Source organism: Synechococcus sp. W55.2 (genome assembly GCF_047461635.1).
In the GTDB taxonomy this organism is placed as follows: domain Bacteria; phylum Cyanobacteriota; class Cyanobacteriia; order Thermostichales; family Thermostichaceae; genus Thermostichus.
Window position 1 is genome coordinate 1 of sequence record NZ_JANSHM010000045.1, and the last position, 23,025, is coordinate 23,025.

General features: G+C 60.3%; 23 protein-coding genes. 4 read left to right on the forward strand and 19 right to left on the reverse strand.

Features of this window, described 5'->3' with window-relative positions:
• Window positions 1-1,113, forward strand: a 1,113-nt coding sequence (locus NW828_RS09600) for a hypothetical protein (RefSeq protein WP_414383484.1), incomplete at its 5' end; no start/stop codon positions are given.
• A 56-nt stretch (window positions 1,114-1,169) separates the two neighbouring features.
• Here NW828_RS09600 and NW828_RS09605 read toward each other — a convergent pair.
• Window positions 1,170-2,624 (reverse strand): peptidase M8, encoded by a 1,455-nt coding sequence (locus NW828_RS09605; RefSeq protein ID WP_414383486.1) that lies wholly within the window; start codon window positions 2,622-2,624, stop codon window positions 1,170-1,172.
• Between the two features lie 223 nt (window positions 2,625-2,847).
• On the opposite strand from NW828_RS09605, the gene NW828_RS09610 reads away from it, so the two are divergent.
• Complete coding sequence (locus tag NW828_RS09610; protein ID WP_414383487.1) at window positions 2,848-4,116, forward strand: class I SAM-dependent methyltransferase; 1,269 nt, start codon at window positions 2,848-2,850, stop codon at window positions 4,114-4,116.
• A 245-nt stretch (window positions 4,117-4,361) separates the two neighbouring features.
• Here NW828_RS09610 and NW828_RS09615 read toward each other — a convergent pair whose 3' ends face one another.
• The 15 genes from NW828_RS09615 to rpmJ all read right to left on the reverse strand — a co-directional run bounded on the left by NW828_RS09615 (window position 4,362) and on the right by rpmJ (window position 16,616).
• Entirely contained in the window at window positions 4,362-5,444 is a 1,083-nt protein-coding gene (locus tag NW828_RS09615; protein WP_414383489.1) for an RNA-guided endonuclease InsQ/TnpB family protein, read from the reverse strand.
• Between the two features lie 88 nt (window positions 5,445-5,532).
• Window positions 5,533-6,654, reverse strand: coding sequence for an ABC transporter ATP-binding protein (locus NW828_RS09620; RefSeq protein ID WP_414383490.1), 1,122 nt, complete (start codon window positions 6,652-6,654; stop codon window positions 5,533-5,535).
• A 261-nt stretch (window positions 6,655-6,915) separates the two neighbouring features.
• Complete coding sequence (locus NW828_RS09625) at window positions 6,916-7,356, reverse strand: Hsp20/alpha crystallin family protein (protein WP_414383492.1); 441 nt, start codon at window positions 7,354-7,356, stop codon at window positions 6,916-6,918.
• Between the two features lie 176 nt (window positions 7,357-7,532).
• Complete coding sequence (locus NW828_RS09630; protein ID WP_414383494.1) at window positions 7,533-7,844, reverse strand: PepSY domain-containing protein; 312 nt, start codon at window positions 7,842-7,844, stop codon at window positions 7,533-7,535.
• A gap of 67 nt (window positions 7,845-7,911) precedes the next feature.
• On the reverse strand, window positions 7,912-10,536 hold the full coding sequence (acnB, locus tag NW828_RS09635; RefSeq protein WP_414383496.1) for a bifunctional aconitate hydratase 2/2-methylisocitrate dehydratase: 2,625 nt from the start codon (window positions 10,534-10,536) through the stop codon (window positions 7,912-7,914).
• Window positions 10,537-10,638: 102 nt separating this feature from the next.
• Window positions 10,639-11,721 (reverse strand): peptide chain release factor 1, encoded by a 1,083-nt coding sequence (gene prfA, locus NW828_RS09640; protein WP_011433196.1) that lies wholly within the window; start codon window positions 11,719-11,721, stop codon window positions 10,639-10,641.
• Between the two features lie 54 nt (window positions 11,722-11,775).
• The gene (gene rpmE / locus NW828_RS09645; protein ID WP_011433195.1) at window positions 11,776-12,000 is read right to left on the reverse strand and encodes a 50S ribosomal protein L31; all 225 of its coding nucleotides are present in this window, start codon (window positions 11,998-12,000) and stop codon (window positions 11,776-11,778) included.
• Between the two features lie 76 nt (window positions 12,001-12,076).
• On the reverse strand, window positions 12,077-12,487 hold the full coding sequence (rpsI, locus tag NW828_RS09650) for a 30S ribosomal protein S9 (protein ID WP_011433194.1): 411 nt from the start codon (window positions 12,485-12,487) through the stop codon (window positions 12,077-12,079).
• Complete coding sequence (gene rplM / locus NW828_RS09655; protein WP_011433193.1) at window positions 12,484-12,939, reverse strand: 50S ribosomal protein L13; 456 nt, start codon at window positions 12,937-12,939, stop codon at window positions 12,484-12,486. Before rplM ends, rpsI begins: the two co-directional genes overlap by 4 nt.
• A 45-nt stretch (window positions 12,940-12,984) precedes the next feature.
• The gene (gene truA / locus NW828_RS09660) at window positions 12,985-13,842 is read right to left on the reverse strand and encodes a tRNA pseudouridine(38-40) synthase TruA (RefSeq protein ID WP_414383497.1); all 858 of its coding nucleotides are present in this window, start codon (window positions 13,840-13,842) and stop codon (window positions 12,985-12,987) included.
• A gap of 13 nt (window positions 13,843-13,855) precedes the next feature.
• A complete protein-coding gene (gene rplQ / locus NW828_RS09665) occupies window positions 13,856-14,206 on the reverse strand; it encodes a 50S ribosomal protein L17 (protein WP_011433191.1) in 351 nt (116 codons plus the stop codon).
• A gap of 95 nt (window positions 14,207-14,301) precedes the next feature.
• Window positions 14,302-15,309: a DNA-directed RNA polymerase subunit alpha gene (locus NW828_RS09670; protein ID WP_011433190.1), complete on the reverse strand. Its 1,008-nt coding sequence runs from the start codon at window positions 15,307-15,309 to the stop codon at window positions 14,302-14,304.
• A 134-nt stretch (window positions 15,310-15,443) separates the two neighbouring features.
• Complete coding sequence (rpsK, locus tag NW828_RS09675) at window positions 15,444-15,830, reverse strand: 30S ribosomal protein S11 (RefSeq protein WP_414383499.1); 387 nt, start codon at window positions 15,828-15,830, stop codon at window positions 15,444-15,446.
• Window positions 15,831-15,914: 84 nt separating this feature from the next.
• Entirely contained in the window at window positions 15,915-16,298 is a 384-nt protein-coding gene (gene rpsM, locus NW828_RS09680; protein ID WP_414383501.1) for a 30S ribosomal protein S13, read from the reverse strand.
• Between the two features lie 201 nt (window positions 16,299-16,499).
• Window positions 16,500-16,616, reverse strand: a complete 117-nt coding sequence (gene rpmJ, locus NW828_RS09685) for a 50S ribosomal protein L36 (RefSeq protein ID WP_011433187.1) — start codon at window positions 16,614-16,616, stop codon at window positions 16,500-16,502.
• Between the two features lie 165 nt (window positions 16,617-16,781).
• On the opposite strand from rpmJ, the gene NW828_RS09690 reads away from it, so the two are divergent.
• Both NW828_RS09690 and NW828_RS09695 read left to right on the forward strand, forming a co-directional pair.
• Window positions 16,782-18,770, forward strand: coding sequence for a carboxypeptidase regulatory-like domain-containing protein (locus tag NW828_RS09690; RefSeq protein WP_414383503.1), 1,989 nt, complete (start codon window positions 16,782-16,784; stop codon window positions 18,768-18,770).
• Window positions 18,771-18,843: 73 nt separating this feature from the next.
• Window positions 18,844-19,905, forward strand: a complete 1,062-nt coding sequence (locus tag NW828_RS09695; RefSeq protein WP_414383504.1) for a carboxypeptidase-like regulatory domain-containing protein — start codon at window positions 18,844-18,846, stop codon at window positions 19,903-19,905.
• A gap of 419 nt (window positions 19,906-20,324) precedes the next feature.
• On the opposite strand, the gene NW828_RS09700 is transcribed toward NW828_RS09695, so the two are convergent.
• From NW828_RS09700 to NW828_RS09710, 3 genes are read right to left on the reverse strand one after another with little or no spacing between them, the layout of a single operon-like run.
• Window positions 20,325-20,912, reverse strand: a complete 588-nt coding sequence (locus NW828_RS09700) for a hypothetical protein (RefSeq protein WP_414383506.1) — start codon at window positions 20,910-20,912, stop codon at window positions 20,325-20,327.
• Complete coding sequence (locus NW828_RS09705) at window positions 20,891-21,349, reverse strand: thioesterase family protein (protein WP_414383507.1); 459 nt, start codon at window positions 21,347-21,349, stop codon at window positions 20,891-20,893. Before NW828_RS09705 ends, NW828_RS09700 begins: the two co-directional genes overlap by 22 nt.
• Window positions 21,313-22,872 (reverse strand): hypothetical protein, encoded by a 1,560-nt coding sequence (locus NW828_RS09710; protein ID WP_414383509.1) that lies wholly within the window; start codon window positions 22,870-22,872, stop codon window positions 21,313-21,315. The genes NW828_RS09705 and NW828_RS09710 overlap by 37 nt, the downstream gene beginning before the upstream one ends.
• Window positions 22,873-23,025 lie beyond the last annotated feature (153 nt).

Consider the following 23,025-nt stretch of genomic DNA (forward strand, 5'->3'; position numbering starts at 1 on the left):
CCCACGCCGACACCGACACCCACGCCGACACCGACACCCACGCCGACACCGACACCCACGCCGACACCGACACCCACACCTTCGACCATCCAGTTCTTCGTAGATCCAGTGTATGGAAACAATACGAACCCTGGTACGGCTACTCAGCCATTTCAAACAGTGGAGTATGCGCTAACTACACCCATCGTCAGCTCTGCTGCCAACACTACCGGCTCAGGCACCGGCGGAGGAACAGATGTAACGGTAACGATTGTCGGGGCAGCAACTCAGGGCGTTTCTAGCAACATCAGCACCCCTAACCTGACTAAAGGATCTGTGACGGTGGTTGGCCCCAGTGGCTTCAACCTCCAGTTGAACAATAAGCTCCTAACTCTCAACAAGGGCTATCGCCTCAAGGGCTTCCAGATTACCAGCGGGGATCCGGGTGGTGGCTCAAGTAGTGCCGCCATTAAGCTTGCCGGTGTGGGCACATCTTTAGAAAACATGAAGATTGACTGTGAGGGTCTTGACACTGCCGGCACGCCCTTTACAAGTTTGGGTGACAGGTGTATTGAAGTAACTGCTCTAACGCTGGGCGGTACCATCTTGCTGCAAGGGCTGGAGGTTCAGATCAAAGGCAACAAAGACTACACCGCCGGCATCGTGCATGCAGGTAACAACACAACTCTGGAGGTAGTCGGCAGTACCATCAAATCTACCAACAGCGGTGGTCAAGGTGTTGTGGGTGTTTTAGGTGGAGCTTCAGCAGGGCCGGTGACTGTTCAATCGAGCACGGTGGATCTCGAAAGCATTATCAGTGGAACCAACTCTAGCCCAAGCATAGCCGTTTGGCTAAAAGTCGGAGGCTCCAAGGTGTTGGGCCCAAGCTCTAAGATCAAGCTGAACGGTGACGTACTGACCAATCCGCTAGGGGCAATTGGGATTAAAGCTAGCAACTCCAGCGGTTCTGTGATCGTGGATGGCACCACCTTCAGCACTAAAACCGATGGAGTTGGTATTGGCATCCAAAATGCAGGAACGGGAACCCTAAGCTTAGGTACCAACACTTTCCCTCCTCTTTCTGGTTCCTGCAGCCCTACGAACCCTTGCCTGAATGTCAACGTTTCTCCTTAAGCTTGACCTACCCCTTGTCGGCCCCCTATAGGGGGCCTTTTTTGGAAGGTACTCGGCTAGGGCAAAAGCTCTATCTTGCCCCCAATTGGGCCAAAAACAGCGTCGTTGCCAAGGAAGAGCCCCTCCCCTGGGGGCAGGCGGCGCCCTTCTGGAGGCAGGGTATAGGGATCCGCAGCAGCCAGGTTAACGCCTGGGTACCCCAGGTCCTGCATGGCTGCAGCGGTGATGCGGCTGAGAACAGGGCGTGCAGGCGGCGGCGGCAAAAACGGCGTCATCAGCTCCAGCCCCAGGGTTCGTCGCCAGTGACCTTCTGGGGGTGGCTCAACCTCTACCGGCACATTCCCCGATCCGCCCAGGCTGTTGTACTCAGCAGTGGCCTGACGGCCGGCAAAACGCGGGTTGGTGGTGCCGCTGTTGAGGAGAAGAGGACGCCAGTTGGGAACGGTGCCGAACCCCAGAGCATGGCCCAGCTCGTGCAGGACAACGTCAAAGAGGGATCTCTGCTCCTCTAGCCGATTCAAATCCGCTGGGTCGATCCCAAGCCTGGCATAGGGGATGATGCCGATCCCAGGCCGAGGAGGGCCGCAGGGGCCTGCCTGAGCCAGAACTCTACTCGGACCATCGCTAGGGCCGGAGAGAAGCCGAGCGCCGGTTACCTGAACCAAGAGGTCATCCACAGGCCGGTTGACCAGAGGAGTCGGGGGGAAGCCAGCTTCGCAGAAGCCAGCCTGCAGAGTTAGGGTGACGTCGGGCAAGTCGCCGGTGATGATCTGTTCCCACCGCCGGGCTGCTTGCAGAACGATGTTGCGCTGGGAAGGGCTGAGGCTGTTGTCGATAAACTCAATCTCGATGTTAAACCCACCAGGAGACGGAGATGGCGAGGGGGTTGGCGTTGGTGGAGGAGGTGAGGGCGTTGGCGTTGGTGGAACTGGCAAGGGGGTTGGTGTCGATGGATCTTCCGGTGGGGGGGGTGGTGTCGGCGAAGGCGAGGCGGTTGGAAGCCCTGTGGGCGGAACAAATCCCGGCCCTGGCAATCTGGCCGCTTGTTCAGGCGTAAGGTTGAGGGGAGGTTGCAGCCGCAAAACGGTGTTGACGAAGGTGTTGATGCGGTTGGCATCGCGGGTCTGCAAGGTGGCAACGGCAAACAAAATGGCGGCATCCCGCACGGTGCCTGGTGTGCCGTCTCCATCAAAGTCGGAGATGGCCACAGGGTTGGGGTTGGCGCCAGTCACCTCGGCCAAAGTGAGGGGGGGCTGTAGCCTCAAGACGTTGTTGACAAAGCTAACAATCTGGCTGGGCTGGGTGATCCCGCTGGCAATGGCAAAGGCAATGGCGGCATCGCGGATGGTTACCGATTGCGGGTTGCCGTCGTAGTAGGCAGCAACTCCTGGAGTGGAGGAAGGGGTCTCTGGCCGACTGATTAGGCTAGGCCCACCGGCCAGGCCGCAGGCCGTCAGGATCCCGAAGAGAAAAGTCACCGCTAGCCGAGACAGGCGCCTGCGTGAGCCCATAGGAACAGCCCCTTGCCAGGAAATAACCTTTTGCCTCGATGAGGACAGCAAGCAAACATCAGGGCGGTAGCAATTCTATCAGCTTCAAGGTCATTTGAACATTAACTTTTCCATACTCTCCTTAAGCTAGAGGAACGCCGGAGAAGCCGATAGGTTGCTGGCTATGCAGTACGATAGGGTGCGTGCTAAGAGTGTTGGGATACCCAAAAACAGGAAGACTGCCATGGCAGAGAAAGTTGTGTCCAACCCCGTACAGGCGCAGTTTGACGAGTTTCCCTACCCGAATGTGCCGATTGAGCAGACGGTTACCGACAACCTTGCCTTGTTTGCCAACAGCCTTACGACGGCCAGGTACCTGCGGGATCGCAAGGTGGTATTGCCGGAAGGCAAGGTGATGCTCAATGCCGGCTGTGGCTCCGGTTGGGAAACTTTGGTTTTGGCAACGGCCAACCCCGGCGCTCGCTATGTGGGTGTGGATATTTCGCCGGAGTCCATCAAGATGGCAGAGCAGCGCTTTAAGTTCCATAAGATTAAAAACGCCCGCTTTCATGTTATGGACATTACCGACATGACGGCGCTGGGGGAGGAGTTTGATTTTATTGCCTGCAACGACGTTCTCTACCTACTGGACGACCCGGTTGCCGGTTTGAAAGGCATGCGGCAGGTGCTCAAGCCCGATGGGATCATCCGCACCAATGTTCATAGCCTTTATCAGCGGCAGTTTATCTTCAACATGCAGGATGCGATGGAGCTGCTGGGGGTGATGGACGAGCCGGCAGCCAAAGCGGTGCCCCTGCTACGAGAGGTGATGGAAGCGCTCACCGACGCCAGCTTTGTGAAGAGCCACTGGAACGGCGATGCCATCAAAACCACAGCGGGGATCCTGGCCAACTTCCTGCTGCGCAGCGACAAGGGCTTTACGGTGCCGCAGGTGTTTGAGATGTTGAGGCAGGCCGGCCTCGAGTTTATTAGCATGGTGAATTGGCAGCAGTGGAAGTTGGAGAGGGTCTTGACCAAGCCGGTGCCCTACTCGATGCGGCAACTCAATAAGTTAAGCGAGGAGCAAAAGCTTCACTTCATCGAGCTGATTTTCCCCAACATGACCCGCTTGATCGACTTTTGGTGTGGGCACCCCGGCATTCCCAAGGCTGAGCCGTTTACGAACGACGAATGGTGGAGCGGCACGGTGCAAGCCCACCCCCTTCTGGTGAAGTTGGATGCCAAGCAGGCTTTTCTCAACGCCATTCGGGACAACGGGCCTGTCAACATCAACGGCTGGCCGGGAGCTGAGGGGAACATTACCATCGATCCTTTCTCGGTGCGCTGGCTGGTGGATGTCTTCGGCCCCTTGCCGGTGCCGGTGCAATCTCTAGTCCACAAGACCATGGAGATTATGGACTGGACGCAGGAAGAAGCGTTTAGTCAAGTGTTGGCCAACCTGAAGTTTTTGGAAGAACGCCTGGTCATTCTGCTGGATTCCCCACTTCGCTAGGCAAGTGCAAAGCCAGGACTTACGAAAGCCCCCCTGATTCATACATGGGGGCCTTTTTGGTTGACATACCCCCCGCCCTAAAGGACGGGGATTCTTTCTCAGCCAGCAGAATTGCTCCTACCAACTGAGCTACACAGGGCATGAGGCTGTTCGCGTTAGCGGGACGGAGTCCTCAACCTCAACCCTATGGGGGATGCCATAACCCCAACTACTGGGCCGGAGCCCAGATACTTCCTGCGTTCGCGTTAGCGTTGCGTAGCAACAATGTTAATTGCACCCACCCCGTCCCGATGGAACTCAAACCCACACCCACACCTGTACACACGACCTTTGGGCTTGTTTCTCTGCCCACAAACAGGACACTCCTGAGAGCTGTACCGCTCATCCTGCAGCACAACCTTCATCCCCAGCCGTTCGGCCTTGTAAGTGATTTGGTGCCGAGCTTGACCATGCAACATCTGGTGGATCTTCTGATTCGCCTTTTTGTTGTAGTTGGCAGACATCCGGATATCCCGAAGGTCGCCAATCACAACTGTCTGCACGCCTCGCTCGTGGAGCGTGGAGACCAGTCTGGTCGTCTGCTTGTGCAGAATGTCTTGGATTTGGTGGTGTAGCTTCTTGAGCTGCAAACGTTGAGAGCGAACTAGCCGCTTCCACCGCCGAGACCCCCGCTTTTTGCGCGCCAGGAGTCGAGCTAGCTTGCCCTGCAGCTTGTTCTGGTAGCGCCTTTTGGAGCGCAGCAGCCTGCCATTGGCAAGGTAGGTTTGTCCCCCCTCATGAGCGACTGCGGGGTGCATCTCACCCAAATCCACAGCGGCAACGTTGCTCTCTTCCCCCTCTTCTTCCGGCAGCGTATCCCCCACCTTGTAGCAAGCTCTCAACTCATACTGCTGGCCATCCCAGCCCATCTCTACCCAAACAGGTGTGTCCCAAGCCCAGTTAATCATCAGGGGCTCATTGCCTTTCCCGTTCGACAATCGCAGCTTTCCATTGACGACTTGGATGGCTGAAGATTTCCACTGGACTTTGTAGAAGTACCGACGGCGTCGAGGTGGACGGGCGTTGGGGTCGGTTTGGCGGCGTTCTCGCCAGGACTTCAAAGAGGCAAAGAAGCTTTGCACTACCGCGTCTGCACTGTGAGCATGAAGTGTATTCTCAGGGTCGTTGGGAAACCAACGCATGAATGTGGAAGGCTTTAACCACAATCCCTTCTTGCGGACAACCCGCCAAAAGTGAACGAGCACCTTTGAGTACAGCTCGCCTGCTGCCCTGCTCAACAGCTGCAGTTGCTCTGAGACGCCTAGCTTGAGCTTGCGGACAAGGTACATGCAAAGTTGCCTTTTCTGTCGAATAGCATCTTACAAAAGCCGCCCTAGAAGGGCGGGGCTTGTAACCCAGTTTTTTTGGTCATCGTTTTTATCCCAGCCGCTGCTCGGTTTGCGGGTCAAACAGGTGGAAGCGATCCATGTCGAAGACCACTTCTGCCCACTGGTTAACCCGAAGCTGGGTACGGGGATCCACGCGGGCCACAAACTCCTGCTCGGCCAGGATCGCTTCTCGGTCGGTGGTGCTGAGATAGAGGATTACTTCATGGCCCACCAGCTCCGTTACCGAGACCTTAGCCCGCACCGGGGCAGGTTGGATCCCTGGGGGTTGGTAGTGGGGATCGTGGATGTTTTCCGGGCGGATGCCGAAGATGACCGACTTGCCCGCATAGTGCCGATAGGGATCCGCCTGGTGGGGTGGGATGGGCACGCGGAAGGCGCCGGTATCCACCCAGAGAGTGCCTTCTTGCTCCCGCAGCTTGGCCTGGAAAAAGTTCATAGCAGGGCTGCCGATGAACCCGGCCACAAACAGGTTGGCAGGGCGGGCGTAGAGGGCTTGGGGAGTATCCACCTGCTGCAGGCGGCCATCCTTCATGACGGCAATGCGGTTGCCCATGGTCATGGCCTCCACTTGGTCGTGGGTGACGTAAATGAAGGTGGTGCCCAGTTGCATGTGCAACTTGCTGATCTCGGCCCGCGCCTGTACCCGCAGCTTGGCATCCAAGTTGGAGAGGGGCTCATCCATCAAAAACACCGCCGGGTTGCGCACAATGGCCCGCCCAACGGCAACCCGCTGCCGTTGCCCACCCGAAAGTTCCTTGGGCTTGCGGTTAAGCAGGTGCTCGATCCCAAGGCGTTTGGCCACCCCCCTGACCCGGCTTTCGATCTCTGCTTTGGGCAGGCCGCGCAGCTTGAGGCCAAAGGCCATATTTTCGGCCACGGTCATGTGGGGGTAGAGGGCATAGGATTGGAAGACCATGGCGATATCCCGATCCTTGGGGGGGACATCGTTCACCCGTCGATCGCCAATGTAGATGGAGCCGGCACTCACTTCTTCCAAGCCGGCCAGCATGCGCAGGGAGGTGGTTTTGCCGCAGCCGGAGGGGCCGACAAAGACGAGAAATTCCCCGTCTTCGACGGTGATGTTCAGGTCATGGACGGCGGTGGTGTCTCTGTAGCGCTTGGTAACGTGTTCGTAGGTAACGCTGGCCATGCTCTCAACCTTGGCTCCGTTGCGCACTCAAACCCTATCCAAACCGGCAGGCAAAAGTCAAATGGGGTTCGGTTTAAGTTCGCTAGGGAAGGCTGGGGATCCCTGCAGCGAACCCGATTTATTCCTGCTTGAAATGAGCGCAAGCTGAAAAACCAAAACGCAAAAAAGGACTAAAAAAGGGTAGGCGATGAGCCTACCCCTATGGGATCTTTTTTCCTCATGGAAAATTGCCTAACCTCAGAGCAGCTTCAGCTACGCCCATCAGGAGACAACGCTCACTTTAATCACTTGGGCTTTTTCAGAGTCGGCCTTGGGCAAGGTGAGGGTGAGGATCCCATCTTTGTATTCGGCTTTCACCTGATCGTGTTTGATCCGGCTCGGCAGCGGGATCACCCGTTGGAAGCGCCCGTAGCGGAACTCAGTGCGGGTTACGCCTTTGTCTTCAGAGCGTTTCTCAAAGCGCCGTTCCCCGGTGATGGAGACCGCTTCGGCTGTCGCTTGGATATCCAAGTCGTTGGGGTTCAAGCCGGGCAGCTCCAGCTTCAGGGTAATGGTTTCGGGATCATCGTGCATCTCCACTGCCGGCATGAAGGCAAAGCCGTCGGCCTCGGTGGTGCGAGGGATCAACCGGTCGAACATCCGGTTCATTTCCCGTTGAATTTCGTCAATTTCACGAAATGGATCCCAGCGGACAAGAGCCATAGAGCATCCTCCTCCTCTGTTTTGCTTTTTTTGACTTCCACTTCGAGTTTGGAGCTTAGCTTTCGGGGCTCAACTTTAGAGGTGCAAGCAAAACCTCTATGCTTCTAGTGTAGTCAAATCCGTTCCGGGAAATGTAGGGTTTTCTGGAATGTTTCTTAGGTGTTTACCCTACAGGTTTATCCATCCAAAACCCTCTGGGACTCCGTATGTTTGGGGCGGCGATGGAGTTTTGTGGGTAACCACATACTGAGACCGGTGGCCACCATCACCAGCAGCCCCAGTCCGTTTAAGAACGGGTAAACCGCTTGCAGATCGAGGGGGCCCCACTGCCCTTTGTGGATTTGGATCAGCCAGTAGTAGTCGAAGTTTTCGTTAAGGCGGGCAATTTGATACAGGGATCCCGTTAGCACCGTTACCACCAAAGGCAAGGCCAGGATGGGGGCAAGGGTGCGGTGGATGCGGCGGATCCTCTTTGGATTCAGGGCCATTGAGCTTTCTCCAGGGCAATGGGGCGATCCCTGCCATGCTATCAGGGCAGCTAGCCCCTATTCTCGCTCAAGAACGGCTCCTGGACAGCTCCTCCACGTGCTGCCGCGGGATGACCCGTCCTTCGTCCTCAAAGCCAGGGATCTCGTGGAAGTTGAGGTAGCGGTACAGCTCGCCGGCAAAGGGCTGGATCTTGGTGGAGACGATCTCTCGGTACTCCTCAGGGGTGGGGATCCGTCCCAAAAGGGCGCAGGCGGCGGCCAGCTCGGCGGATCCCAGATAAACCCGCGCGTCTTTGCCCATGCGGTTGTTGAAGTTGCGGGTGGAGGTGGACATGACGGTGGCCCCGTCTTCCACGCGGGCTTGGTTGCCCATACACAAGCTGCATCCCGGCATTTCCGTTCTGGCCCCGGCGGCAGCAAAGATGCCGTATACGCCTTCCGAGCGCAGTTGTGCCTCATCCATGCGGGTGGGCGGACAGATCCAGAATTGGCGCACCTTGGCCCGCCCTTGGCCTTCCAGGATTTTGGCGGCGGCGCGGTAGTGGCCGATGTTGGTCATGCAGGAGCCGATGAAAACTTCGTCAATCTTGATCGGCGTATCGGGGTTGCCGGCGGCGTGTTGGGCATGGACTTCGCTCAGGGTCATCACCTTGTCGGGATCGTTGGGGGCACAGACAATTGGCTCGGTGATGGTGCTGAGGTCGATTTCGATGACTTCGGCGTATTCAGCGTCGGCATCCGCCTCCAGGAGGGTGGGGCTGGCCAGCCAGGCTTCCATTTTGGCGATGCGCCGCAGCAAGGTTCTCGCATCCTGGTAGCCGCGGGCAATCATGTTTTTCAGCAGCACCACGTTGGAGCGCAGATATTCTGAGACCGTCTCGAGGCTCAGCTGGATGGTACAGCCGGCACAGTTGCGCTCTGCCGAGGCATCGGTAAACTCGAAGGCCTGCTCCACCTTCAGATGCGGCAGGCCCTCGATCTCCATGATGCGCCCGGCAAAGACGTTTTTCTTGCCTTTTTTCTCAACGGTGAGCAGCCCCCTCTGAATGGCCACGTAGGGGATGGCATGGACAATGTCCCGCAGGGTGATCCCCGGCTGCAGTTCCCCCTTAAAGCGCACCAGCACCGATTCCGGCATGTCCAAGGGCATCACCCCCATGGCGGCGGCAAAGGCCACCAGACCGGATCCCGCCGGGAAGGAGATCCCCAAGGGGAAGCGGGTGTGGGAGTCGCCCCCGGTGCCGACGGTATCCGGCAGGAGCATGCGGTTGAGCCAGGAGTGGATAATGCCATCGCCGGGACGCAGGACAACGCCCCCGCGGGAAGCGAAAAAGTCGGGCAGCTCTTTGTGGATCTGGATGTCCACCGGCTTGGGATAGGCGGCGGTGTGGCAGAAGCTCTGCAGCACTAGGTCGGCGTTGAAGCCCAGACAGGCCAGCTCCTTCAGCTCATCGCGGGTCATGGGGCCGGTGGTGTCCTGGGATCCCACCGTGGTAATGAGGGGCTCACAACTGGTGCCCGGGCGCACGCCTGGCAGCCCACAGGCTTTGCCCACGATTTTTTGCGCTAGGGTATAGCCTTTGCCGGTGTCTGCCGGTGGAGTGGGGCGGATAAACAAGGTCGAGGGAGGCAAACCCAAGGCTTGGCGGGTTTTGTCGGTGAGGGCACGGCCAATCAACAGGGGAATACGTCCCCCCGCCCGCACTTCGTCGGGGAGGGTCACGGGCCGCAGGGAAAAGGTGGAGAGAACCTGGCCGGCCTCAGAGCGGATCACGCCTTCGTAGGGGTAAATGGTAACCACCATGCCGGTTTCCAGGCGGGAGACATCGCACTGGATGGGCAAGGCCCCGGCATCTTCGGCGGTGTTGAAGAAGATGGGCGCAATGGTGCCCCCCAGGATCACCCCCCCAGCCCGCTTGTTGGGCACATGGGGAATGTCGTGGCCGATGTGCCAGAGGAGTGAGTTGAGGGCGGATTTGCGGGAGGATCCCGTGCCTACCACATCCCCCACAAAGGCGACCGGATGGCCGCGGCGCTTCAGCTCGGCAATGGTAACCAGGGATCCTGGAGCGCGGGACTCCAGCATGGCTTGGGCGTGGAGGGGGATATCCGGGCGGGTGGTGGCGTGGGCGGCGGGGGAAAGGTCATCGGTGTTGATCTCGCCGGCAACCTTGAACACTGTTACAGTGATGGCTGCGGCCAGGGGAGCTTTGGCGGTAAACCATTCGCCCTTGGCCCAGGACTCGATCACCTGTTGGGCATAGGCATTGCCGGACTGGCTCAGCTCCAGCACATCGTGAAAGGCATCGAAGATCAGCAGCGTGTGGCTGAGGGCGCGGGCTGCTGCCGCTGCAATCTCACTCCGGGGATCCCGCAACAGATCCAGCAAAACCTGGACGTTGTAGCCCCCCAGCATGGTGCCCAAGAGCTCCACCGCCCGCAGGGGAGTGATCAACGGGGATTCAACCTCCTCCTTGGCCACAGCGGCCAAAAAGCCCGCTTTCACATAGGCGGCTTCATCGACCCCCGGCGGGACGCGCTCTGTTAAGAGGTGCAACAAAAAGGCTTCTTCGCCGGCAGGCGGGGCCTTCAGGAGCTCGCACACCTGGCTGGTCTGGGCAGCGTTTAAGGGCAGCGGCGGGATCCCTTGGGCCTCGCGGGCAGCGGCGTGTTGGCGGTATTCGGCCAGCATGGGGGTTTAGGCACTCGACGTGGGTATTTATTCTACCGCTAGCTCGGCAGAGGAAAGGTCCTCGAGAAGGGATCCCATTCGCTGGCGGTAACTCAGTTTGGCCTAGGATAGCTCCGCCAACAGCTCTTTTTGGTAAAGGCCAATACAAGCCTGGATCAAGTCGTCCAGCTCCCCATCCAAGATGGGCTGCAGAGGGAAATTCTGGTTGAGGCGGTGGTCGGTAACGCGGTTGTCCTTGTAGTTGTAGGTGCGAATTTTTTCCGAGCGGGATCCCGTTCCCACCTGCATGCGCCGAGCAGAGCTGATGGAGGCCTGTTGCTCCTGCAGCTTCATCTCGTAGAGTTTGGCCCGCAAAATCTGCATGGCCCGCTGGCGGTTCTGCAGCTGGGAACGCTCCTCGGTACAAAACACCCGGATCCCGGTGGGCTTGTGGAGAAGATCCACCGCCGTCTCCACCTTGTTGACGTTTTGGCCGCCTGCCCCCCCGGAGCGTGCCGTTTTGATTTCAATGTCTTTCGGGTCGATCACCACCTCCACTTCATCCACTTCCGGCATCACCGCCACCGTGGCCGTCGAGGTGTGGACACGGCCTTGCGCTTCGGTGACGGGCACCCGCTGCACCCGATGCACGCCGGCTTCAAACTTGAGCTTGCTGTACACCTGATCCCCTTGAATCTCCAGGATCGCCTCTTTGTAGCCCCCCAGCTCTCCTTCCGAGAGGCTGGCCAGACGCACCGACCAGCCCAGCTTTTCGGCGTAGCGGGTGTACATGCGGGCCAGATCCGCCGCCCACAGCGCCGCCTCCTCCCCACCGGTGCCGGCGCGAATCTCCAACATGATGTTCTTGTCGTCGTTGGGATCCCGGGGCAGCAGCAGCAGGGTGAGCTTTTCCTCCAGTTGTTCTTGGCGGGCCCGCAGTTGCTCAAGTTCCGCTCTTGCCATCGCCTCCAGCTCCGGGTCGGAGGCCGATTCCCGCAAAAGTTCTTCCGTCTGTTGCAGATCGCGATTCAGCTTTTGCCAGTCGTGAAAAGCCTGGACGGTGGCCTCCAAGGAGGAGCGGGCCTTGGCAATCCGCTGCAGCTCAGCCGGATCCGTGGCCACGTCCGGATCGGCCAAGCGCACCGTCAGCTCCTGAAAGGTGGCTTCGACATTCTTAAGCTGGTCGATCAGTTGAGCAGAAGCCATAGACTCGCAATACCCAGGAATCCAAGTATTGCCCACACCCAGATGGGGGAACCTCTACTTGGCCTTTTTGCCACCGCTCATGCCGTATTTGCGCATGAACTTCTCCACCCGGCCTTCGCTGTCGATGATCTTCTGGCTGCCGGTGAAAAAGGGATGGTTGCCCGACCAAACATCCACCTTGAGCTCCGGCTTGGTGGATCCCACCGTCATCACCACTTCGCCGTTGCAGATGACTTTGGCTTCTGGATACCACTGCGGGTGCAATCCTTTCTTGGGCATAACCCTTTCCTCCTCTGGGCCTGTTTCTATACCCTTGTCTATCAACATCTTCCTCTAAAAACAACGGCAGGGATCCCTAGCGCTTCGAGTACTGGGGAGCCTTGCGGGCCTTGCGCAGGCCGTATTTCTTCCGCTCCACGGCGCGCGGATCCCGTTTCAGATAACCCTCTACTTTCAAAGGGCCGCGATTGGCCGGATCCACCTCGCAGAGGGCGCGCGCCACCCCCAGCTTGATCGCATCCGCCTGGCCGTGAACGCCGCCGCCATGGGCTCGCACCAGAATATCGTAGGAGTTTTCCAGACCAAGGATCTCCAGCGGCCCCTTCACACTGGCCAGCAGGGCTTCTTGATACTGCAGATACTGGTCTCCCGGCCTGTCGTTGATGATGATTTTGCCCGTGCCGGGCACCAAACGCACGCGGGCAACGGCGGTTTTGCGGCGTCCCGTTCCCCAATAAACGGCTCGTTGGCTGCTCGCTTGAGTCATGCTTTGGCTCCTGGGATCGTGTTGAGGGGATAAACCTGGGGTTGCTGGGCCTCATGAGGGTGGTTTGGCCCGACATAAACTTTTAGCTTGGTGAATTGCCGCCGGCCCAAACGGGTGTGGGGCAACATTCCCTTGACCGCTTTTTCCACCACCCGCTCCGGCAGGCGCGCCTGCAGTTGGGCAAAGGTTTCTACTTTCATGCCGCCGGGACGGCCAGAGTGGCGGCGGTAGAGCTTTTGGGTGCGCTTTTTGCCAGTGACCACCACTTTCTCAGCGTTGATCACAATTACATAGTCTCCCGTATCCAGGTGAGGGGTGAAGTCCGGTTTGTGCTTACCCCGCAAGAGGGTGGCCACAGCGGCGGCCAAGCGGCCCAGGCGCTGATTGGCAGCATCCACCAGATACCAGCGGGGCGCCAGAGTTTCGGGGTTGGGAAGGGGAGTTTTGTTCATGGCAGCCAAGGAAACATATCAGGACAAGCTTGGAGATCGCCCAGATCAACCGCAGGAATGGGCCAACGCAGCCGGCGACCGGAGGGCGGAGGGAGGCTCTGTGGACAAGGCCCAAAAGGGCGGCGAGTGGGCGAACTGTTGACCGAAGGGATCCGCAGCATAGCCCACATCCGTCAGGCACAGCCCTTGCGGAGGAGCGCTGTAGCGGGTGCGCATCTGGCTCCAGTCGTTGTGTTGCCACAGGTGGACAAACTGTGCCGGGCTGAGCTGGCCCCGGCCCACCACCTCTAGGGATCCCACCAAGAGCCGCATCATCCGGTAGAGGAAGCCGCTGGCCTGCACCTCGATGCTGATCAAGTCCCCCAGCCGCTGGCAGAGCACCTCCTGCACCTGTACCCGCGAGTGGGGCCGATCCGATCCCCGCCGCCGGAAGGCTTCCAAGCTGTGCTCCCCCAGCAGGGAATTCAGGGCTTCCGCCATCGGCTCCACCTGCAGAGGCCAACGCACTTGCCAGCTAAAGAGGCGCCAGAACACATCCGGTCGCTCCCGGTTCAGGATCAGGTAGCGGTAACGGCGCCAGCGAGCCGAAAAGCGGGCGTGCCAGGAGTCAGGCACTTGAGCAGAAGCCAGCACTACCACATCTTCCGGCAGACAGTCGTTCAGCACCCTCGACCACTCCGCCGCAGGGATGCCGGAGGTGGTGTCGAAGTGGGCCACCTGGCCTGCAGCATGAACCCCCGTATCGGTGCGACCGGCCCCATAGAGGGTTACCGGATGCCCCGCCCGCGACGCAATCGCCTCCTCCAGCACCCCTTGCACGGTACGGCGGGCTGCCTGGCGCTGCCAGCCATAGAACCTGCTGCCGAGGTACTGAATTCTCAGGGCAATGCGACGGTACGGCATGGATCCCTTTCCGCTACACCAGCTCGATGACCGCCATTTCTGCTCCATCCCCCCGCCGATGCACGGTGCGCAAGATGCGGGTATAGCCACCGGGCCGATCCCGGTAGCGCTCAGGAGCCTGCTCAAACAGGGAGCGCACCAGCTCCTTGTCGTAGATGTAGGCCAGCGCCTGTCGCCGCGCTGCCAGGGATCCCTCTTTGGCCAGGGTGATCATCTTCTCAGTGGTGGCCCGAATGGCTTTGGCGCGGGCTTTGGTGGTGGTGATCCGCCCTTCCCGCAGCAGAGCCGTGGTCAGCGCCCGCATCAGGGCCTTGCGCTGGTCGGCGGGCTTATTGAGGTGGGGGGTACGACGGCGGTGGCGCATGGTAACCTCTGTCTTGTGTCCTACACTCTTCGGGGATCCTTGCGTTTTGACGCGGTTGTGCTAGCGGTGCAGATGCTTGAGACGGAACCTAAACTCTAGGCCTTGCCTTTTTCGCGGGTGCGGGGCAGTGTCAGACCAAAGCGGGCTTTCAAAGCCTGCACCACCTCTTCGGCAGACTTCTGGCCAAAGTTTTTGATCTCCAGCAGATCTTCCTCGGTATAGAGCAGCAGATCGGCCACCGTGTTGATCTGAGCTCGCTTCAGACAGTTGTAGGCCCGTACCGAGAGCTGTAGCTCCTCGATGGGGATCTGGTTTTTTTGGTTGTCCTCGTCTGGCTTGGGCGGCACAGGAGCATCGAAGCTGACCTCCTGCAGCGGTGCGAACAAGCCCACCAAAATGCGGGCCGCTTGGCTGAGGGCCTCTTGCGGGGTGAGGCTGCCGTTGGTCCAGATTTCCAATACTAGCCGATCTTTTTCCAGGAATTGGCCCACCCGAGCTGCTTCCACAGCGTAGTTCACCTTGCGCACCGGCATGAAGACAGAGTCGATCTGCAGAAAATCAATCGCCATCGCTTTGCTGTCGGAGTAATCGACGGCGCGGTAGCCATGTCCCCGGCCAATCATGAACTCCATTTCCAAAATCGCCCCTTCCGCCAGGGTGGCAATGTGGTGACGGGGGTTGATCACCTCCACGTCGCTGGGCAATTGCAGCTTCTCAGCAGTAACTTCCCCTGGCCCCTGAGCCACCAAGCGGCCCACCTGAGTCTCGGGGGAACTGGAGCGCAGCACCAGCTCCTTCATGTTTAGAAGGATCTCCATCACGTCTTCCCGCACCCCCGGCACCGTGGAAAACTCGTGGGTCACCCCGGCAATGCGTACAGCAGTCACCGCCGTCCCCTCCAGATTGGAGAGCAACACCCGCCGCAAAGCGTTGCCCACCGTGATCCCTTGGCCGCGCTCCAGTGGCCCCAGAGCAAATTTGCCGTAGTGAACGCCGTTATCATCCCGATGAGATTCAACACACTCGGTCTGGTAAGCAACAGCGCTTGAGCTCGCTCTGCTGCCCAGAGAGTGGGAGAGGGTTCGGCTGGTTTGAATCGTCATGGTGGCCCCGTCCGTCTGGCTCGACATCCGTTTGGAGAACTGATGAAACTTCGAGGTCATCTCACGCTTGGGCAGACCTGTAGCTCTGGAGCAAACTCCTACAGACGCTCGACCGGCCCTCAACGCGGGATCCTTTAGACACGCCGCCGCTTGGGAGGACGGCAACCGTTGTGGGGAATGGGGGTGATATCTCGAATAAGGGTAATTTCCAAGCCCGTTGCCTGTAGAGCGCGAATGGCGGTTTCTCGACCGGCTCCCGGCCCGCTGACCATCACTTCGATCTGGCGCATGCCGTTCTCCATGGCCTGGCGCGCTGCGCTTTCGGCTGCGGTTTGAGCGGCGAAAGGAGTGCCCTTTTTGGCCCCTTTGAAGCCCGTAGAACCTGCCGAGGCCCAAGACACCACATCGCCGTTGGGATCCGTGATGGTGACGATGGTGTTGTTGAAGGTGGACTGAATGTAGGCCACCCCATTGGGGATGTTCTTTTTGACTTTACGTCCGCGCCGTTGCTGCCGAGCCATGATCCAGGTGTCCTTGCAATCGACTGTTTGGGGTTGGGATTCGGGATGGTGGAAGAGTTTTGCCTTCCGTGCAAAGCCGAGCGACTACTTCTTGGCGGGAGGTTTCTTCTTGCCGGCCACCGTTTTCCTGACCCCCTTGCGGGTGCGGGCGTTGGTGCGGGTGCGCTGACCACGCACGGGCAGACCCAGGCGATGGCGACGACCTCGATAGGTGCCGATGTCGATCAGCCGCTTGATGTTCATCGCCTCCTGGCGGCGCAGATCCCCTTCCACCTGGTATTCGCCCTCCACCACCGTTCGCAGGGCGGCCACCTCAGCGTCGGTGAGGTCGCGGGTACGAGTATCCGGATTGATGCCGGTCTTCGCCAAAATTTGGCGGGAGCGGGTCAGCCCAATGCCGTAAATATAGGTCAGGGCAATCTCCACTCGCTTTTCTCGGGGGATGTCAACTCCCGCAATCCGTGCCATAGTCAGGGATACCTTATCGAAATCAAATCAAACCAAGTTGCCTGCCTGAGATGGGATTTTTATTCAGGGGGATGTGGCCGTGGAGATGCTGGTCTTGGGATCTATGCTCGCCGAGAGATCTGGCCAAAGTTTTGCTCAGTTGTGTTGGGATCCCTCGCTTCTGTCTCCCATTGCAGGCTGGACACATCCTGCATCGAACCTCTAGCCCTGCCGCTGCTTGTGCTTCGGGTTGGAAGAACAGATCACCATCACCCGACCATGGCGGCGGATGACTCGGCATTTCTCACAGATCCGACGGACGGAAGGCCGCACCTTCATGGTTGATCCTGACAAAACCAGCGAATATCCATTCTATGTTCGTCTGGGCAACCTGTCAAAATGTGTTTGGGTTTGCTGACAGCGAGCGGACAGTCGGGTTGGCTATGCTGGTTGGGCGAGGATCTCCTGAGTCAAAGTAGGCGCGACTGTGGGGTGGAGAAGGCCATGCGGTGGCAATGGCTGGTTGTGCTGAGTGGTGTGCTGGGGCTGGGATCCCCTGTGTTGGGGCAAGGGATCCCTTCGCCGGAGGCAGGCTCTTCCTCTGCTGGGAGGAACTTTTCTGCGGATGGGAACGGCCTGAGGACAGAGGGGGATTGGCTTTTGCCGTTGCGCAGCTCTGCCGATCGCATCGATGGGGTACCGGATCGGGGCTGGGTTGCGGTTGGGCTGTTGGAGGAGCAGGCCGTGACCCTGCTGGATGGGGCCAGCGGGGATCCCCTGTGGCAGGTGGCGGTGGGGTTTGCTCCCAGTGTGGTGCGGGTGGATGAGGCGCGGCAGGTGGTCTATGCCTCTGGCCCCAATGCCCCTGGGCTGGTGGCCCTCGATCTGCTGACGGGGGAGCTGATTCAGGCCTATGGGTTGCCGGCGGGAGTTTTGGATATTGCCGTGGATGGGGTCACAGGGCGGGTTTTCGCCTCCATGCCTTCTGCCCAGAGTTTGGCGGTGATGGCTGCTCCCCTTCGCAGCAGCGGTGCGGAGCACAAACGCCAAAGCGACCCCTCAGAGCAGCCGCAAGCCCGCAATTTGCCGATGCCCGGCCCCCCTTTGGCGCTGGCCTACGATGCGGAGCGGGGATCCCTGTTTGTGGGTCTAGCCGGGGAGGATCCCCTCAGTTTGCTGGTGGTCAACCCGGACAATGGGGAGCTGTTGGCCCGTTGGCGGGGCGGCAATACTCCGGAAGCCATGGCCCTGGATGCCGAACGGCAACGCTTGGTGGTGCTCAACTCCGGCAGCCAAGACCTGACGGTGCTGGATCTGAGCCGCAGCGGCGAGGCCCTGCAGCGGGTTGGCCTGGATTGGCGACCGACGCGGCTGGCCCTTTCCCCGGATGGACGTTGGGCTTACGTGACCTCCCGCGATAGCGACCGCCTGCAGCTGGTGGATTTACAGACGGGGCGATTGATGGCCTCGCTGCGGCTGCAGGGACAGCCGACGGGTCTGGTGATGCTGGGGGAGCGGGATCTGTGGGTGGTGGCAGCAGGGATCCCAGCTTTGCGCCGTTTGCAGGATATTCAGGCTCAAGTTGGCGACGGCGGGACAGAGGTCCTGAACGGGGGAGTCCCCTCTCCAGGCAACCGCGGTGTGGTGACCGGGCGGGTGCTGGATATTGCCGGCCAACCTGTTCAGACGGGGGTTTTGCACTTGGCCGCCACGCCAACCCAACCCCAGCAAACTGTTCGCATTGCTGCCGACGGCACTTACGTGCTGCCGGAACTGCCGGCCGGCCTGTATTTGGTGGATGTGGAGGTGCCGGGTTTTCCCCTGACCAGCACCCAGGTGGAAGTCCGGGCCGGCTTTGTCTCCACTCAGGATATTCGTCTGCCGCCCGGGGAACCGACCCGCCAGCCGGAGGGCATTGGCCTTTTGCCCGATGAACCCGTTTACTCGGATGAGCTGGCCCGCCACCTCAGCATGGCCCTGAAGGAGTTGCAGCCCCAGCGACCGGTGATCCTCTTGAAGGGGCCTTTGGGGCCGGATCCTCGGTTTGAGCCGCTTCTGCCCCTCACCCAGGGCCTGACTTTGTTGGATCGGGATGAGCGCTACACCTCCGATTTGGCCAAGCTGAAGGTGATCGGGGATGCCCTGGGATTGCGCTATATCCTCTTGACCCAGATGCAGATCTCGCGGGACTACAACCGCCAGGGCAACTCTCTGCTGAATACGGCCTTACGCTTTGTGGCCCCGACGGTGCCGGTGGAAATTCCCAATTTCACCCCCAACCAGTTGCGCAGCCGCGGGGTGGTGGTGGTGGTGGACTTGCAGAGGGATCGGCCTGGGGATCGGGCCCGCTACTACGAAGCCTATGGGCGGGATGATGTGGGCGGGGATCCGATGTTTGAAGATGCGGCAGCGGGCCTGTTTCGGCTGCAGGTGCGCAACATGGTGCCGGTGTTTGTCCAACAATGGCAAGCCAACAACCCCTTTTCGGGGTGAGGATCCCTGCAGCACCCGTCAGTGGCGCAAAGCAGAATAGAACCGACTGCTATTACCGGATGCAACCTTCGCCATGCCTCTTCTCTTCTTCCATCCTCTCCGGCGCAGGATCAGCTATCGCTACGCGACGCTCTCGCGAACAGGCAGTCTGGCCCTCTGCGGCTGGCTGGCACTGACTTCAGGAGCGCTGGCTCAGGCTCCGGCCACCCCCATTCCACGGTTGACGCCGTTGTTTCCCTTTCAAGACAAAGGGCAGCCCCAGGGAACGGCGCGGCTGGTGGGGCAGGTGAGCAACAGCGTGGGACAACCTGTGGCGGGGGCACAGGTGCAGTTGGAGGGCATGGAGAACCCCAATCAGCTGATTCAAACCGATGAGCGGGGCGCTTTTGAGCTAGACCATGCCCCAGCCGGGCGCCGGATGTTGACGGTGTGGCACCCCGACTATGAAAAGGCAGAGCAGGAGATCCTCCTGCAAGCGGGCCTGACCACCCCTGTGGATGTGGTTTTGCAGGTGTCCATTCGGCCTCAACCCCGTCGTCGCCTTGGCATTTTGGGGGTGGGAGGGTTGGAGCACACCCAACTGTTGGGCCAGCGCCTGGCCATAGAGGCAGTGCGTCTGGGCTTGATCCCCAACGGCGAGAAGGTGGTGCCTCTGGACAACCGTCGCATTCAGCCCATTTTGCAGAAGGTGGGCTGGCCCATCTACGAACTGTTTGAGTGGGATCGCCGCAAGCCCGAAGCAGTAGGCCAATTTTTCGATTACCTGGGCCTGGAAGCCATCGTCATCGCCCGCGTCGATGTCCTCACCCGACCGGCTTCGCCAACGGAGTTGAGCCTGCGTTCCCGCAGCCGCCTGGAACTGTGGCGGTTTGATGAGCAAGGCAACCTGGTGGCGGATGTCTTGGCCGAGGCCAGTCGCGATCAGGTGGAGCGGGGCAACCTCAATGCTGCCGAGCTGGCCCAGCTTTATCAAATCCAAGTCACCCAAATGGCTGCTGAGGTGGGATCCCGCTGGAAGGAGCATCACCCGCTGGCCCAGTACCTAGAACTGGCTCAGGGAGAAGCCCCACCCCCACGCTCTCGCCTGGATACGGCTGTGGAGCTGCGCATCCCCTCTGCCACACCGACTCCCTAGGTCTTAAGCAGAACAGCTCCGGGATCTCTTCTGTTGTCGTGAAAGGGATTGTCCTCTGAGTTCGTCTAGCAACGACGGGAGGAGCCGCCCGAAGAGTGGCGAGAAGAGCTGCCCCCCGATGAAGGGCGGGAGGAGGAGCCGAAAGAGCCAGAAGAGCGCGAGGAGCCGCCACAACAGGAGCTTGCAAAGCTTGGATCTGGTTTTGCAGTTGTCTGCAGCGACGCTGCCTGCGCCAGTACATTGTGCCGCCGATTATCCCTGCAGCACCTGCCCCCACCCCTACCAACGGCCAGGGCGAAGGGGGAGGCGGGTAGGTCATGCCTCTGTTGAATTGCTGCCCGGCGCTGCAGCCGGCCTGACCGCGTCAGCGGTGCGGTTCCCCCACAGCACTTTTCTCCTGAGGCCAGCTTTCCCATTGGCTATTTCTGCCGGGGATCCCCCCTGGTTGCCCGCAGGACTCTGTCCCACCGGCGCGAAAGGGCGAGCCATCCCAGTTTTAAGGCCGGCCCCAGCACCTGCCAGCCGCGAAACCGAACCACCAGGGATCCCTGTCCGCACCAGCCGATGCGGGTGAAGGTCAAGCGCAGGTGTTGAGCCAACGGAAGAGGTAGAGCGGCGATTAGTCCCAAGCATTGCCCCGTCAAAGCTGGATTGGCAAAGCCAATTTCTACGCCGCCTTGCCAGGATTGAATGCGAAGTTGCTTGCCCAGCTTCCACAGGTAGGGCCAATAACGCGGCCAATCTCCGAGGGAGCGAGGTTCTCCCCGCTGTACTGGCCAACGCCCGCGAAGGCGCAGGGATCCCCAACGCCATTCCCAGCCACGGCGGCTGCCCCGCACGGCCCAGCCTCCCCAGCCGTGCCATTTCCAGATCCAGGCAAGGGGGCCCTGCCAGGGTTTGCGGTAGCGCAGAATGAGCTGTTGAGGCCAGAACAAGAGAGTTCCCACAAAGACGGCCAGCAGCAATCCCAAAGGACTCCGTCCCGCTAACGCGAACAGCTTGAGCACCGACTGGGATCCTCCGCGGTCAATCCATAGCGGGCCAGAAAACGGGGCAAATCGACCACCAGGCAGGTGTAGGATCCCTGCATCACCAGCCGCTCCTGCTGGGTGATCTCCACCTGAAACCGAATGCGTCTTCCCTCCACGGCCACGACTTCGACCCGAACCTGCAAGGGATCCCCCGCCACCGCTGCCGACCGATGTTCCAAGGCAAAGCGGATCCCGACCGCCGCTTCCTCCGGCTCGTAGAAGGGCTGCAAGGTGGTGTGGCTGCACCGCTCGATCAACGTCAACAGAGCTGGGGATCCGATCACCTTCACACCGGGGTTGCCCAGAGCCTCAGCGGTTTGTTCTGGGCCGAGGATCCCCTGCCAGGTGCCGAGGGTGCCCAGGGGAACAGGTTTCATCAGCGGGCGGGGGCGCGCCTTCTCCCAGAGTGCCATAGGCTCCAGCCTTGCCAGAGCAGGAGAATCAACGCCAGGATCCCGACCACCCCGGCCAGCACCAGCGCCCGTTCCAGGCGGGTGGCATGGAAGCCGGTTACCGTCCAATCGCGGCCGAGGTTGGATCCCAGAATGGCGAGCGTGGCCAGAGCCAAACCAAGGACTCCGTCCCGCTGCCGCGAATGGATCCCTGGAGATTCCGCCCCTCTTCCCTCCTGCTGCAGGAGGATGGGCTGCAGCGCCGCCAGGATCAAAGCAGTCATCAAAGCTCCCAATAGGAAGGCCGCTTGCGGCTGGGCGTGAATGAAGTAGCCCACCCCCACCGGCAAAGCCAGGCTGGCCAGCGTCAGAGCGATCCCCGTCTGCAGGGGTTTGTCTGGCCCGTATAGCCAGTGAATGAGCGCCGCCAGCGCCATGCCCGCCATGCCCAGGTACAGCGCCGCCGACACATAGGGCTGGGTGAGGTCGATCCCGGCAACCTGCAGGTTGAACTGGTGCAACAGGTTTTGCAGCAGAGGGCGGGCCGACAAAAACAAAGCGGCCATGGCCCCCCAACGGCTGGGAAAAGCCAGACATCCCAGCCCCAAGAGGGCCGCCCCGTAGGATCCCCCCAGCCGCAACGCCAGCAGCGCTCCTCCCCCCACCAGCGTTAGGCCCACACAGGCCCGCCAGAGCAGCCGTCCTTGTTGCTCGGCAACGCTGACGCGACCGGCTAAAGCCTCCGGCCCGCTGACATGAGCAGGTTCCCCTGGCGCAGGGATCCCCCGTCCCGTCTGGTTCTCCAAGGCAAGCAAGGCCCACGAGAGCAGCACCCCTGCCCCGTAGAGCAAGGCCCAAAAGGGATCCTGGTATAGGCCGTTGCGGGTCAAGGCCAAGGCCAGCGCCAACGCTACCAGCCACCCCACCCCATGCCCCACTGCCGACAGCAGCCCGGGGGAGTCTTCTGCGGCGGTCAAGAGCGGCACAGTGCCTGCCACCAAGCTGAGGGCGGCCAGCCCCACCGGCAACAGCACCTGCCAAGGGAGATCCGGCTGGGATCCCATCTCCAGCAGGCGAGATCCCCAGGTTATGGCGGCAATGCCGCTCCACCCCTGGCCCAGCGCCATCAGCAACGACAGGGCTTCCGCTGCGGCCAAGACCCCCAGCAAAGGGATCCCCACCAAGCCCATCCCCAGGCCGCAGCCCCACAGAAAGAGCATTCCATGCTGCTCCGCAATGCCGATGCGACTGGGGGAGCCGATAGCCAGACTTTGCCAGGCCGCCAAACTGAGCAACAGCACCACCAGCCCTTGCCCGGCCCGACCGCAGCCACTCAACCCCAGTAAACCCACCCCCACCAGGCCCCCCAACAACAAAGCCAGGGGGATCAGATCCGGCAACTGACCCAGCCAGCACCCCAGCGCCGCCAAGGCCACCAAGCCCAGCCCCACTGCCGGTTGCCAGCGGCGAACGGATCCCCAGCGGCGATATCGAATCGCTTCCAACAGCAAGACCACCAAGCCAATCGCGGCCGCAATCGCCAAAACTCCACCCAGCACGTGCTCCCTCCTTTCAAGCCCTGCACCAACTATCGCCTATCGCTGTCCGGTCATCATCGCCATTCAGCTAGAAATCGCAGGAGCCCCGCACTGTACCCGTAGGGTCAGTGCCGGGAGGAATGCGCTTTGATGAAGTAC